This is a genomic window from Streptomyces sp. Mut1 (genome assembly GCF_030719295.1).
In the GTDB taxonomy this organism is placed as follows: Bacteria; Actinomycetota; Actinomycetes; order Streptomycetales; family Streptomycetaceae; genus Streptomyces; species Streptomyces castrisilvae.
Genome location: NZ_CP120997.1, coordinates 6,411,682 through 6,425,163, shown reverse-complemented (window position 1 = coordinate 6,425,163; position 13,482 = coordinate 6,411,682). Strand labels below are relative to the sequence as shown.

10 protein-coding genes and 1 pseudogene are annotated in these 13,482 nt (G+C 73.0%); 5 read left to right on the top strand and 6 right to left on the bottom strand.

Going from position 1 to position 13,482, the window contains the following annotated elements; translation table 11 throughout:
- Positions 1 to 7: 7 nt before the first annotated feature.
- Positions 8 to 1,465 carry a sialate:H+ symport family MFS transporter gene (locus P8A18_RS27945; protein WP_306058870.1) on the top strand — a complete coding sequence of 486 codons (1,458 nt, stop codon included), beginning with the start codon at positions 8 to 10 and terminating at the stop codon, positions 1,463 to 1,465.
- Between the two features lie 55 nt (positions 1,466 to 1,520).
- On the opposite strand, the gene P8A18_RS27940 is transcribed toward P8A18_RS27945, so the two are convergent.
- From P8A18_RS27940 to P8A18_RS27915, 6 genes are all read right to left on the bottom strand, one after another.
- Positions 1,521 to 2,747 (bottom strand): acetyl-CoA C-acetyltransferase, encoded by a 1,227-nt coding sequence (locus P8A18_RS27940; protein ID WP_306058868.1) that lies wholly within the window; start codon positions 2,745 to 2,747, stop codon positions 1,521 to 1,523.
- Between the two features lie 151 nt (positions 2,748 to 2,898).
- Positions 2,899 to 5,100, bottom strand: a complete 2,202-nt coding sequence (locus P8A18_RS27935; protein WP_306058866.1) for a B12-binding domain-containing radical SAM protein — start codon at positions 5,098 to 5,100, stop codon at positions 2,899 to 2,901.
- Positions 5,097 to 6,464: an MFS transporter gene (locus P8A18_RS27930; RefSeq protein ID WP_306058864.1), complete on the bottom strand. Its 1,368-nt coding sequence runs from the start codon at positions 6,462 to 6,464 to the stop codon at positions 5,097 to 5,099. Before P8A18_RS27930 ends, P8A18_RS27935 begins: the two co-directional genes overlap by 4 nt.
- 27 nt (positions 6,465 to 6,491) lie before the next feature.
- Entirely contained in the window at positions 6,492 to 7,085 is a 594-nt protein-coding gene (locus P8A18_RS27925; RefSeq protein WP_306058862.1) for a flavoprotein, read from the bottom strand.
- Positions 7,085 to 8,452 (bottom strand): radical SAM/SPASM domain-containing protein, encoded by a 1,368-nt coding sequence (locus P8A18_RS27920; RefSeq protein WP_306058860.1) that lies wholly within the window; start codon positions 8,450 to 8,452, stop codon positions 7,085 to 7,087. Before P8A18_RS27920 ends, P8A18_RS27925 begins: the two co-directional genes overlap by 1 nt.
- Before the next feature lie 94 nt (positions 8,453 to 8,546).
- A complete protein-coding gene (locus P8A18_RS27915; protein WP_018100617.1) occupies positions 8,547 to 8,744 on the bottom strand; it encodes an aroma-sacti cluster domain-containing protein in 198 nt (65 codons plus the stop codon).
- Positions 8,745 to 8,949: 205 nt separating this feature from the next.
- On the opposite strand from P8A18_RS27915, the pseudogene P8A18_RS34380 reads away from it, so the two are divergent.
- The 4 genes and pseudogenes from P8A18_RS34380 to P8A18_RS27900 all read left to right on the top strand — a co-directional run.
- Positions 8,950 to 9,108, top strand: a pseudogene (locus tag P8A18_RS34380) (helix-turn-helix domain-containing protein); the annotation flags it as partial.
- Positions 9,109 to 9,114: 6 nt separating this feature from the next.
- Entirely contained in the window at positions 9,115 to 9,489 is a 375-nt protein-coding gene (locus P8A18_RS27910) for an aroma-sacti cluster domain-containing protein (RefSeq protein WP_306058857.1), read from the top strand.
- Between the two features lie 35 nt (positions 9,490 to 9,524).
- Positions 9,525 to 12,599, top strand: a complete 3,075-nt coding sequence (locus P8A18_RS27905; protein ID WP_306058855.1) for an adenylate/guanylate cyclase domain-containing protein — start codon at positions 9,525 to 9,527, stop codon at positions 12,597 to 12,599.
- Positions 12,596 to 13,471, top strand: coding sequence for a S8 family serine peptidase (locus tag P8A18_RS27900; protein WP_306058853.1), 876 nt, complete (start codon positions 12,596 to 12,598; stop codon positions 13,469 to 13,471). The genes P8A18_RS27905 and P8A18_RS27900 overlap by 4 nt, the downstream gene beginning before the upstream one ends.
- Positions 13,472 to 13,482: the final 11 nt, after the last annotated feature.

Here is a 13,482-nt window from a genome sequence, read left to right as displayed (position 1 = left end):
AGTCACCGTGCACACCACCACACCCCCCACGCTCCCCTGGTACCGCCAGGTGAGCCGCACCCAGTGGAAGTCGTTCTTCGCCGCCTGGATCGGCTACGTCCTGGACGGCTTCGACTTCGTGCTGATCACCCTCGTCCTGACCGAGATCAGTGACGACTTCGGGCTGAGCACGGTGCAGGCCGCCAGTCTGATCTCCGGCGCGTTCATCACCCGCTGGCTCGGCGGTGCCGTGCTCGGCGCCCTCGGCGACCGCTACGGCCGCAAGCTGTCGATGGTGGTGAGCATCCTGCTGTACTCGCTGGGCACCTTCGCCTGCGGATTCGCGTGGAACTACCACAGCCTGTTCGCCGCCCGGCTGGCCATCGGCATGGGCATGGCCGGGGAGTACAGCGCCAGCTCCACATACGTGATGGAGAGCTGGCCGCCCGCGCTGCGCAACCGGGCCAGCGGCTTTCTGATCTCCGGCTTCTCGGTGGGTTCGGTGCTGGCGGCCCAGGTCTACGACTGGGTGGTGCCCTCGCTCGGCTGGCGCTGGATGTTCTACCTCGGCCTGATCCCGATAGCGGTCGCGCTGTGGATGCGGCGGGCGCTGCCGGAGGCGGAGGAGTGGACGGAGTCGGTCGCGGACGAGGGTGCCAGGCCCAACCCGTTCCGGCCGCTGTTCCTGACCCCGCGCCGGGCCACCGCCAACACGGTCCTGGTGGCCGTCGCCACGCTCTCGCTGTTCCTCGTCTTCACCCCGGGCGGCTCCGGCATGGTCCCGGTGCTCTCGGTGGTCGCCGGGCTCTCGCTCGCCGCACTGGCCGTGCAGCTGGGCGGCAGGCGCGGCTGGGTGCTGTACCTGTCGATGATCGTGACGCTGTTCTTCGCGTTCCTGTATTCCTGGCCGATCCAGGCTCTGCTGCCGACGTATCTGAAGACGGAGCTGGGCTACACGACGGGGCAGGTCACCGACGTCCTGTACTTCGCGGGCTTCGGCACCATGGTCGGCTGCTGGACGGCCGGCTTCCTCGGCGACCGGATCGGTACGAAGAAGGCGTACGCGCTGACGCTGCTGGCCTCGCTCGCCTTCGTCTACCCGGTCTTCGCGGTGGAGAACAACCTGCTGCTGCTCGGAGTCCTGCTCTTCCTGCTCCAGGCGACGAGCTTCGGCATCTCCGGCCTGCTCCCCCGCTACATCGGCGGCCACTTCCCGACCCGCAGCCGGGGCGCCGCGCTCGGCTTCACGTACAACGTGGGTGCTCTCGGCGGGGCCGTCGCCCCGGTCCTCGGGGCGCATCTGGCCTCCGGCATGGACCTGGGCCGGGCGCTGGCGGTGCTGACGTTCGCCGGCACGGTGATCGTGGTCCTGCTGGTCGGCTTCGACGTACCGGCCCGGCTGAACCGGCTGGCCGACCCGGACGCCCGGGACGACCACCTGGCGGCGGGTCCGGCGGCGGACGGGCCGGTCGCCGTGGAGCGGTAGGGCCGGCCGGTCCGGGCGCCGCCGGGGCCGTCCGTCCCGGCGGCGTCCGCGGGTCTCAGACCGCGACGCGCTCGAAGACCGCGGCGAGGCCCTGGCCGCCGCCGATGCACATGGTCTCCAGGCCGTAGCGCGCCTCGCGGCGGTGCAGTTCCCGGGTGAGGGTGGCGAGGATGCGGGCTCCGGTGGCGCCGACGGGGTGGCCGAGCGAGACGCCGGAGCCGTTCACGTTGATCCGCTCCTCGTGGTCCTTCTCGCCGAGGCCCAGCTCCCGGGTGCAGGCCAGCACCTGGGCGGCGAACGCCTCGTTGAGCTCGATCAGGTCGAGGTCGGCGAGCGTGAGGCCGGCGCGGCCGAGCGCGGTGCGGGTGGCGGGGACGGGGCCGAGGCCCATGGTGGCGGCGGGGACTCCGGCCCTGGCGAAGGAGACCAGCCGCGCCAGCGGGTTGAGGCCGAGGCGTTCGGCGGTGGCGGCGCTCGTCACCAGGCAGGCGGCCGCCGCGTCGTTCTGGCCGCTGGCGTTGCCCGCGGTGACGGTGGCCTCCGGGTCGGACTTCAGCATGACCGGGCGGAGCGCGGCGAGTTGTTCGGCGGTGGTGTCGGGGCGGGGGTGCTCGTCGGCGCCGACCACCGTCTCGGCCTTCCTGGTCCTCACCGTGACCGGGACGATCTCGGCCTCGTACCGGCCCTCGGCCGCCGCCCGGCCGGCCCGCCGCTGCGAGCGCAGGGCCAGCGCGTCCTGGTCGGCTCGGCTGATGCCGTACGCCCGGCGCAGGTTCTCGGCGGTCTCGATCATGCCGCCCGGTACGGGGTGGTGGAGGCCGCCCGCGGTGACCCGGCCCCGGGCGAGCGCGTCGTGGAGCTGGAGTCCGGGGCCCTTGATGCCCCAGCGCCCGTCGTGCGTGTAGTAGGGGGCCGCGCTCATCACGTCCACGCCGCCCGCGATGACGACCTCGCTGAACCCGGCGCGGATCTGCATGGCCGCGTCCAGGACCGCCTGGAGCCCGGAGCCGCAGCGGCGGTCGGTCTGGATGCCGGTGACCGTCTGCGGGAGCCCGGCGTCCAGGGCGGCGACCCGGCCGATGGCGGGGGCCTCGGCCGAGGGGTAGGAGTGGCCGAGGATCACCTCGTCGACCCGGTCGGGGTCGATGCCGGTGCGGGCGACGACCTCGGCGATGACACGGGCGGCGAGGGCGGCCGGCCGCTGCCCGGCGAACACCCCGCCGAAGCGGCCGATGGGGGTGCGCAGGGGTTCGCAGATCACGACATCGAGAGGGTCGGGCACGGCGGGGGCCTTTCCGGGGGCGGCGGGGCGTCGGTGGACAGGGGTCCGGCACGACCCTCGCACCCGGCGACCGAGCCGGTCCAATACCCAGTTTCCCTGGCATCGAGACGCCCGGCGTCTCAATCGGCCGGCCCGGCCGCCGCGGACGGCCTCAGGCGCGGACCTGCGTCGCGAGCATCAGGCGCAGGGCGCGGGTGAGGGCGTTGTCCGCGGTGAAGTCCACGCCCGCGGGCACCTCCACGAGGTCGCCGTGGGCGAGGACGAGGACCCCGCAGGAGCCGGGGCGGGCGGTGCCGGTCCCGTCGAGCCATTCCCCGTAGCCGCCGGATGTGGTGTCCAGGTGCTCCCGGCTGCGACGGCTGACCTGCGCCATCAGGTCGTCGACACCGGTCAGCCCCTCGATGGAGGCGAACGGGATGGTCACCACCGGTTCCTCGACCAGGCGGACGCGGGGTTCTTCGTCGCGGCCGGGGCCCTCGGGGGCCTCGGGCATCAGTCCCCGGCCGAAGCGGGCGTGGTAGAGCAGGGTGTGCGCGGCGTCGATGCCGCCGACGAAGGGGCGGTCGAAGCTGGTCCTGCGGAAGCCGGCGCTGTGTTCGCGCGGGACGCGGGGGTCCTCGGACTCCGGCCAGTGCACCTCACCGGACGTCCGGTCGCGCCAGGGCACATAGCGCCGGATGTCGTCGGAGGCGGAGGTCGGCAGGAGGTCGATGCCGAACCGGCCGGGGTCCTTGGCGACGATGGAGCCGGGGGTCAGCGCGAACAGGCCGATGCCCGCCGTCGTCCACAGCTTCTCGTGGTCCTGGAGGAACTCGTACGTCGCGAGCGCCTCGTCCCGGGTCTCGGTGGGGAAGCCGGTGAAGCCCATCATCTGCGCGGCGATGCCGTTGCGCGCCAGCTCGGCCAGGACGTCCGGGACGGCGTCGATCTTCACCCCCTTGTCGATGAGGTCGAGGACCCGCTGGCTGCCCGACTCGTAGCCGAAGGAGACCGCGACGCAGCCGGAGGCCGCGAGGAGTTCACCGACGGCGCGCTTGGGAAACGTCCGCTCCAGCCGCAGTTCGGCGGACCAGCGCAGGTCCAGGGAGGATTCGGCGAGGGCGGCGGCGAGGGTGCGCAGATAGCGCGGGGACATGGCGTCCACCGCGAAGTAGAGGGTCCTGCCGTAGCGGCTCACCTCCCGCAGGTCCTCAAGGACGGCGGCGACGGGGCGTTCGCGCGAGGGCGAGGTCGGCCGGTCGGTGTTGAGGCCGTAGTCGCAGAAGGTGCACTTGTTCCAGTAGCACCCCCGGGTCGGGCTGTAGAGGATCACCGGTTCGGGCGCCCAGTACCGGTCCCAGTCCCACACGTCGTACGCCGGGGAGTCGAGCGTGTCCACGCTGCCGTACGCGATGACGGGGTCGGGCCGTTTCCTGGTCATCACGCCGCCGATGCCCTCGAAGGCGTCACCGCCCCGGACCGCGCCGTTCCCGACCGCGTCGAGGATGCCGATGAGGGCGGTCTCGCCCTCGCCCGGAACGATCAGGTCGGCGTCCTGGAAGACCCGCCACGCGGCCGCCGGGTCGGAGGCGTACTTGACCACGTCGCCGACCTCGGTGCCGCCGAAGACGATCACCGTGTCGGGCAGTGCGGTCCGGATCAGGCGGGCCATCCTGAGGGCGACGGGCAGCTGACTGGTGTAGTTGACGGAGAGTCCCACCACAGCCCAGGGGCGTTCGCGCAGCCTGGGGACGAACTCGTCGGCGAAGTAGCCCTCGAAGGGGCGGGCCACGGCCGCCGGGACCTCGGGGTCGGACAGGTCCGCCGTGCTGCACAGGTTGACGGCGGACTTCACCCGCATCGAGAAGCCGTCCGCCGCGCCGGGCGGCATCTCCAGGGCGATGAGCTCCCACCACCGGCTCGTCACCGCGACCGCCTGGGCGTAGGTCGGGGGGTGGTAGAAGAGGTCGGGGTCCTGGAACACACGGATCGCGTCGCGCGCCGATGTCGCGGTCAGGCCCTCGGCGGCCAGGGCCTGCCGGTAGCGGATCTCGTCGTGGCGGCGGGGGGCGGCGGACCTGGCCTCGATCTCGGCGCGCAGGGAGCGGGCGGCCGCGAGCGTGGCGCCGAAGCGCAAGGGGTCGGCGAGGTGGGTGAAGGCGTCGAGATTGGCGTCCACGCAGGCGTACTCGGTGTGGCCGGCCGCCCTGGCGGCGCCCACCAGGTACGGGATCGAGTGGTAGGCGGTCGTCGGGTCGGTCACGGGCGGATTGACCAGCAGGTACGCGGTGTTGACTGTGCCCCGGCCCGGCCGCGGGCCGTGGTCCGGTTCGCCCTCGAACCGCGGCATGCCCAACGGGACGAACACGCTCATCGCTGCGACTCCTGACTGTCGTCCTGCCCGGGATGTGTGGAGCGGGCGGCCGGTACGCCGGGTGCGGGCCCGACGGCCGGGGCCGCGGCGGGTACGGGCACCGGCGGGGCGTACTCGGTGTCGGCGCGGTGGTCGCGGAACACCCGCTGGGTGAGTGCGCCCAGCACGGTGAGGGCGATGGCCCCGCCCGCCACCGGGAAGAAGGGGGCCGCGCCGAGGTGGCGGACTCCGAAGCCGGCCACCGCGACGGAGATCGGGAAGGTGCCCATGACGGCCAGCATGACCAGGCTCATGACCCGGCCGATGAGCGCGGACGGCGCCCAGACCTGGAGCATCGTCACCACGACGATGTTCTGCCAGCCGCTGGCCAGGGCGTAGACGCAGACGCACACCGCCGCGCCGATCAGGCCACCGGCGTACGGGACGGCGCCCAGGGCGATGCCCATGACGACCGCGAGCGTGGCGAACAGATAGGCGGGCGACTCCACCGGACGGCTGCGGGCGGCGACCAGGGAGCCGGCCAGACCGCCCAGGCTCAGGCAGGTGAGCAGAATTCCGTAGCCGGTGGCGCCCATGCCCTGATGGGCCAGTTCGGGCAACGCCACCTCGATCGTGCCGTTGAAGCCCAGGTTGCAGACGAGGGCCACCACCAGCACGATGTGCAGCAGCCTTCCGTGGCGCAGAAGTTCACGGAAGGACGTCTTGCGGACCGCGGTCTCGTCGGTGGCGACGGGCCCGTCGTGTTCCGGCGCGTCCGCGCCGGTGCGTATTCGGGCGAGGACCAGCGCCGACACGAGGAAGGACGCAGCGTCGACCGTGAGCGCAGGACCCGCGTCGAAGGCGGCCACCAGGGCGCCGCCCGCGGTGGGTCCGAGGAGTCCGCCGACCTGGTTGACCATGGTCGACAGGGCGTTGCCCCGGCCGAGGTCCTCCTTGCGCAGCAGGGCGGGCAGGAGGGTGTACGAGGCGGGGATGAACATGCCGGAGCAGGCGCCCAACACGACGGCGATGGGGGCGAGCTGACTCAGTGTCGGTGTTCCGGCCGAGGCGAGCACCGCGAGGGTGCCGACGGCCGCGGCGCGCACCAGGTCGGCCATGAGCATGACGCGCCGGCCGCCGATCCGGTCGGCCACCACCCCGCCCAGCGGAATCGTGACGACGCGGGGGATGCCGTAGCAGGCCAGGACCGTGCCGAGCAGGACCGGGCCGCCACCGCCGGAGAGGATCAGCCAGGGCAGCGCGACGGCGTAGCAGTAGTCGCCGACCGTGGAGGAGAGCTGCCCGGCGAGCAGCAGCCGGAAGCCGCGCACCGACATGGGTCCGCCCGCCAGTGCCGTACGGAGCCGGTGTCCGGCTGCTGCCACGTCTCCCCCTTGTGCTGGATGGTGTGCTCAGCCCCCGAGCGGGCCGACCGGCAGGTCCAGGAACTCGCCGATCACCGCCGTCACGGTGGCGGGCGGCGGCAGCCCGAGGTTCTTGCGTACGTCGCCCGCGGCGATCAGCCAGCCGGTGGCGGGCACCGGGTCCACGACGGCATGCCCGTCCGCGCGCAATCGGTCCACGTTGCGGCGGACGGCGGGGCGCTCCCACATTAGGCTGTTCATGCTCGGAAAGAACACCACTGGACGGTCATGGGCGAGCAGCGCAGAGCTGAGGAGTCCGGAGGCGAGTCCGTTGGCGGCCTGGCCGAGCATGTTGGCGGTGGCGGGCAGGACGACGAAGCGGTCCGCCCAGACGGCGGGGGCGACATGACCGGTCGTCAGTTCGTCCTCGCCGTCGCAGTACACGTCCCGGCACAGTAGCCGCATGGTCGCGGCCGGAATGAGCGCGGCGGCGGAGCGGGTCATGGCCATACGGATCTCGACGCCGGGTCCGAGGCCGGTGCGCAGAGCCATGAGGTACTGCGGAACGGCGAGTACGTTGCCGGAGCCGCACACTCCGATGAGCAGCCGGCGCGGGGCGTCCGGGCCGGTCCGCGCCGTCATCAACGGGCTCCGGCGGGCTCACCGGCCACGTCGCGCAGGCCGCACTGGGCGGCGATGAGATCGAGCCTGTCCTGGACGTTGTACTTGTAGCCGGGGCAGGGCGGGTGGCCCTCCTGCCATGCCTTGGGGCAGGAGCCGCCGCAGGTGGGCATGAAGACGCAGCTCTTGCACCAGGTGGTGCCCTCGGCGATCTGGTCGTTCCAGCCGTCGAAGGGGCCCAGCGGCCGGACCGGTTCGGTACCCGCCCGGTCGATGTGCGTCAGCGCGAGGGTGCGCTCGGCCTCGGGGACGAGGGGGTACTCGCTGCACGAGAAGATGTTGCCGGTGCTGCTGATGATCTCGGACGAGCGGGTCGTGGCGGGGCAGAGGACCTTCCGCGCGGTGGTCGGCAGCAGTTGGGTGTGCAGCCCGTGCTCGGAGAGCAGCCGGAGCCACCCCGTCTCGCGCTCGGCGAACTCGTACTTGGACACCTCGATCGCCGATACGTCGTTTCCCCACGAGTGGACGGGAGCGATCGAGAAGGACACACGTGGGTGGCTGAAGCCCAGCTCCGCCATCAGCTCGACATAGCGGGGTACGGAGTCCTGGTTGTGCACATCGACATTCGTCCGGAACGCGAAATGGGTGGGACCGAGATCCGGTTCGTCGAGTACGGAACGCACGGCGCGCACGATGTTCCAGAAAGATCCTCGTCCGCTTTTCAGCGGCCGGTGTTCATTGTGTATATCCGGCGGTCCGTCGATCGTGATCTCGAAATGGGTGACCCCGCAGGAGCGGATGAGCGTGTTGATTTTCGCGGGGGTGAGGAGGGAGCCGTTGGTGACGATCACCGAGGAGTAGGCGACCCCGTGCTCGGCGGCGGCGGCGACGAAGCGGGGGGCGAGGTCGCGGATGACCGCGTAGCCCATCATCGGCTCGGCCCCGAACCAGTCGATCCGGGCGCTGCGGGTCCCCGGGGCGGTCACGGCGCGCAGCACGCGGTCGCGGACCCGGCTGCGGTGGTCGCGGGACAGGCCGCCCCGGGTGTGTTCCTGGCCGCAGTAGGCGCAGCCCATGTTGCAGTAGGAGGTCGGCAGCAGAGCGATGTGCACCGCCGAACGGTCCGCGGACGCGCGCCGGTTGCGGTCGAGTACGGCGGACAGCTCGTCCTCGCCGGCCGGTACGAGCAGCTGGGCCGCGCGCAGGGCGCCGGTCCAGGCCGGGGCGAGCGCGGCGGCGTCGCCGGCCTCCAGTGCCCGCGCGGTGGGGAGGTCCACCGCGACGGTGCTCGCGGTGCGGGTGCTGTAGGCGAGCCGTACCGGGACGCCGGTGGTGTCGGCGTACGCGCGGTCACTGAGCACCAGGTATCTGCTGACTTGGTCCATCATCACGCTCCCACTGGGTGTCCGGACGCACGGCGGTCCGGCGCGTCCCCTCCGGCGGGCCCGACGGCCGGTGCCGCCGGACCCGCCAGGGCCGTTATCAGCAGAGGACGTTGACCTGGTTGTCGTTCACCTGGCCCTCGACCGCGGCGGACACGGCGTTGAGCCGGGCCTGGATCGAGCCGAGGACCGCGACCTCGTCCGGGCTGAGGCCGTTGAAGATCTCGCGCTCGGAGTCCGACAGCAGGTCGACCGGGGTGCCGGCGCTGCGCAGCGCGTCGAGAGGTGCTTGCGACATGGGTCACTCCTTCAGGGAGACAGTCACGGGCTGGTGCAACGGCAAGGCTGCTCCGGCGCCCCCCGGCTTCATATCCCCCGATCGACTATGAATCCAGTGGTCCTGTGATCCCGTTCGCGGCGTTCTTGTCCGGAACATGCCCCGCAGCTACTCTGACCCCCGGGAGTGAGGTATTTCCCTGCCGGCCCACGCTTCGCTCACCACAATGGGGGTAAAGGGTTTGACCAGGCGTGAGATTCTTATCGCTTCGCTCGTGGCCGCCGGCTCCTCGAACCGGGATATCGCCGAAGCTCTCTGCATCAGCCCTCACACGGTGGCGGCCCACTTATGCAACATGCTCCGAAGAACGGGCGCGTCGAACCGTACGGAAATGATTGCGCGGCTGTACGCCCAGGGCGTTCTGGTCCAGGGGATATGGCCACCGCTGCCCGCCGACGAGCGCAGACGGCAGGAGGCTCCCGAGACCATCGGCGCCCTCGCGGCAGCGGTCGCGGAGTGCTCCATCGGACCGGCGGGCGTCACGCTCGACTGGCCGCACTACGGGAACGAGGTACCGGTAGCCATGACCTTCGACGCCCTGCACGCACTACGTGAGGCCGGCCACCCGGTGGACCTGCTGGCGGTCGAGCAGCGCTCGGTCCTCTCGGGGCTCAGCGAGCACGAGGTCCGGGTGCTGAACTCCGTCAGGGAGCGGCTGGAAGCGGTGTCCGGTGAGGTGGAGGGACAGGACATCAAGCTCCTGTGAACGGTGGCGCGCGGTGCGGCGGTTGCCGTGCCACGGTGCCGGACGGAGCACGGTTCTGCCCCGAGTGCGGCACACCGGTGGTCGCGGGGGCGCCGTCGTCGGACAGCCGCAGAATCGTCACGGCTCTCTTCATCGACCTCGTCGGCTCGACCGTGCTGGCCGAGACCCTGGACCCCGAGGCGCTGCGGCGCACGATGGACCGGTACTACCGGGCCTGCACCACGGCGGTCACCGAACACGGCGGCGTGGTCGAGAAGTTCATCGGCGACGCCGTGATGGCCGTCTTCGGGGCGTTCGTCACCCATGAGGACGACGCGCTGCACGCGGTCCGGGCGGCGTGCGCCGTACGCGAGTCCGTGGCGGCCATCGCGACCGGTCCCGGGGTGCGGCTGGACATCCACTGCGGGATCGCCTCGGGAGAGGCCGTGGTGGCGGGGGTGCTCGGCGGCGCGGCCAGGGTGGTCGGGGATGTCGTGCACACGGCCGCCCGCCTCCAGTCGCACGCCGATCCGCACGAGATCCTGATCGGTGAGGAGACGGCCGGGCTGGTGGGCGGCCGGGTCCGTATGGAGGCCGTCGCCCCGCTGCGGGTGAAGGGCAAGCGCGAACCGGTCGCCGCCCGGCGGGTGTTGTCCGTCCTCGACGCGGCGAGCCGCGAGGACCTGGTGCCGCTCGTCGGGCGCGAAGGCGAACTGCGCGTCCTGTGGGCCGAGTTCGCGGAGGCCCGGGACGAGCGCCGTAGCCGCCCGGTGACGGTCGCCGGTCCCCCGGGCATCGGGAAGTCGCGCCTGGTGCGGGAGTTCCTGGACCGCGTCGGGGAGGACGCCGTCGTCCTGCGGGCCGGCTGCCAGGCGTTCGGTGCCGGGCTCGCCCACCGCCCGCTGGCCGAGGCGGTCTGGTCGCTGCCCGGCGGCTGGGAACAGGCGCAACGGGCACTGGAGACGCTGCGCCCGGGCGCGGACCGCGCTGTCACCGCCCTCGCCGTCGCCCTGGGCGTCCGCACCGGGAGCGGGCTGCCGGTGAGTGTCGACGAGATCGGGTGGGCGTTCCGGCGGCTCCTGGAGGCCCTGGGCCGCGACGCCCCGGTGGTCCTGGTCCTGGAGGACTTCCAGTGGGCGCAGCCGACCCTCTCCGACATGGTCGCCGATCTCGCCGAGGGCGCCCGGGACACCCCCCTGCTGATCATCTGTGTGACGCGCGCCGAGACGGGTGCCGCGGTGCCGGCCGGGGACCTCGCACTGCGCCTCGACGCGCTGCCGCCCGCACAGACCGAGCGGCTGGTGGAACTGCTCGCGGACCGGGCGGAAGTGGCCGCGCAGGAGGCGGTCGCCACCGACGACCTGGCCCGGGTGGTGCGGGAGTGCGACGGCAATCCGCTGTTCGCCGAACTGCTCCTGGAGAACCTGGCCGGCCACCGGGCCGTGGACCAGGGCGTTCCCACGTCGATCCGGGTCCTGCTGACGGCCTGGCTGGACCGGCTGCCGGCCACCGACCGGGCCGTGCTGGAGCGCTCCGCGGGGGTGGGCGGGTCGTTCACCGCCGAGGAGGTGCGCGCGCTCGCCGAGGACGAGCCGGCGCTGGCGGACGGGGTCCTCGATGACGCCCTGGGCCGGCTGCTGCGCTCCCGGGTGATCCATCCGTACGGCCCGCCCGGCACCTACCGGTTCACCCGGGCGCTGGCCCGGGACACCTTGTACGAGATGACCTCCAAGGCCCGGCGCGCCACCTGGCACACCGTGCTCGCGGACCGGCTCGAAGGCGGGGCGCCGGGCCCGGCCGCGGAGGGGGACGCCGCCCACCACCTGGAGTCCGCGTGCCGGCTGCGGTCCGAGGCCGATCCGGGCGACCCCGGGCTGCCCGCGCTGACCGGGCGTGCGGCCCGCGCCCTGGTGACCACGGGGTACGGGGCGCTGCACCGCCGCGACCTGCCCGCCGCCGTCTCGCTGATGGAACGCGGGCGCGCCCTCACCCCGGACGGCGACCCCCAGCACCGGGTGCTCGCCGCCCGCATCACCGACGCGTATGCCGCGCTGGGCCGTTGGGACAGCGCGCGGCGGGCCGTGGCGGAAGCGGAGCGCAGGAACGGGGGCGACGCCCCGACCCGGGACACCTGCGCCATCCTGCGCCGGCTGATCGCCCTGCGCTCGGGCGGACCGGAGCCCGCCGGCGCCCCGTACGCCCCCGGCGGCGGGCCGGCCGTGCCCGGGCCGGCGGACGACCTGAGCTGGTGCAGGCTGCACCAGCTGTCCTCGCTGCGGAGCTTCGCGGAGGGCCGGGTCGGCGCGGCGGAGGGCTCCATGCGCGACGCGCTCTCCCGGGCGCGCGGGCTCGGCGACACCTACGAGGGCAACCGCATCCTCGCGTCGATCTGTGAGCTGACGCAGTGGTCGCCGACCCCGCTCACCCAGGCGATCGTGCTCTGCGAGGAGTTGGTCCGGCGGTTCGACGGCGACCGGAGCCTGCTCGTGCCGGTGCTCCTGACCCGGGCCCGGCATCTGGCCCTGTCGGACCGGGTGGACGCGGCCCGTGAGGACATCGCGCTGGTCCGTGTCCACTGCGACGACCTGGCGCTGGCCCTCGGCACGCTCGCGGCCGACCAGACGGCGGGGTTCGTCGAGTCCCTGGCCGGGGCGCACCTGACGGCCGCCGGCCATTACGGGGCGGCGGCGGACGGGCTCGCCGCCCTGGGGCAGACGCGGACCGCGGCCACCTTGCGCCTGTACGCGGCCCGGGAGCGGTTCTGCACCGGGCACGGCCCCGGTCCGGACGCGGCCGAGCTGGCCGACCCGCCCGCGGACCAGCCGGAGGAGACCCGTACCCGGGCCGTCCGGCTGGCGCTGCGGGCACGGGCGCGGGCGCGGGCCGGGGCGTACGGGGACGCGGTCGGGGACGCCGGGCGGGCCGTCGCCGCCCTGGACGGCACCGACGACCCGTGCCTCATCGGTGACGTCTGGTTCGAGGCGGCGCGGGTGCTGGACGCCGCCGGTGAACCGGAGCGGGCCCGGCACGCCGCCGGGCGGGCGCTGGACGCCCTGACGGCGAAGGAGGCGGTGCTCCCCGCCCGGACGGTACGGGCCTGGAGCACGGCGGGACCGGAGGAGGACCGATGAGCGATCCACCCTGGAGACGGCCCTCGCGGCCCTACACGCCGGGCGTGCCGGCCTGGGGCGCGACGAGGGCGCAGGCTCGTGAGGGGTTCGCTTCCATCCCCATGGACTCGGTCTCGCCTCAGTGGGCGTGGGGCGGGGCCGACGGCTCCGGGGTCCGGGTGTGCGTCGTGGACAGCGGGGTCGAGGGCGGCCATCCGATGGCCGGCCCGGTCGACCTCGCCGTGACGGCCGTCCCGGACGAGGACGGCGAGGTGGAGATGGTGCCGTGCGAACCCACCGACCGCGCCGGACACGGCACCGCCTGCGCCGGGGTGATCCGGTCCGTCGCACCGGGGGTCTCGGTCTCGTCCGCCCAGGTGCTGACCGACGGCAAGACGGGCAGCGGCCCGGCCCTGATCGCCGGGCTCTCCTGGGCCATCGAGCAGAACTTCGACGTCATCAACCTGAGCCTGGCGACGACCCGGCCCGCGCTGACCGCCCAGCTCCACGAGCTCGCCGACCGGGCCTACTTCCGCCGGTGCGCGCTCGTCGTCTCCGCGCACAACCGGCCGGTGCCCAGCTATCCCTGGTCGTTCTCCTCGGTGATCTCCGTCGCGAGCCACGACGAGGACGACCCGATGACGTACTACTACAACCCCGCGCCGCCCGTGGAGTTCCACGCGCGCGGTGTACGCGTGCCCGTGGCGTGGCCGGGGGGCGGGACCATCCGCTCGACCGGCAACAGTTTCGCCGCGCCGCACATCTCGGGCCTGTGCGCGCTGATCCTCGGCAAGCACCCCTGGCTCACGCCGTTCCAGCTGAAGACGGTGCTGTTCCTCTGCGCCGGGAACACCACCGGTCGACTTGGAGGTGCGCATGACGAAACCTGTTGACGCCGCGACGC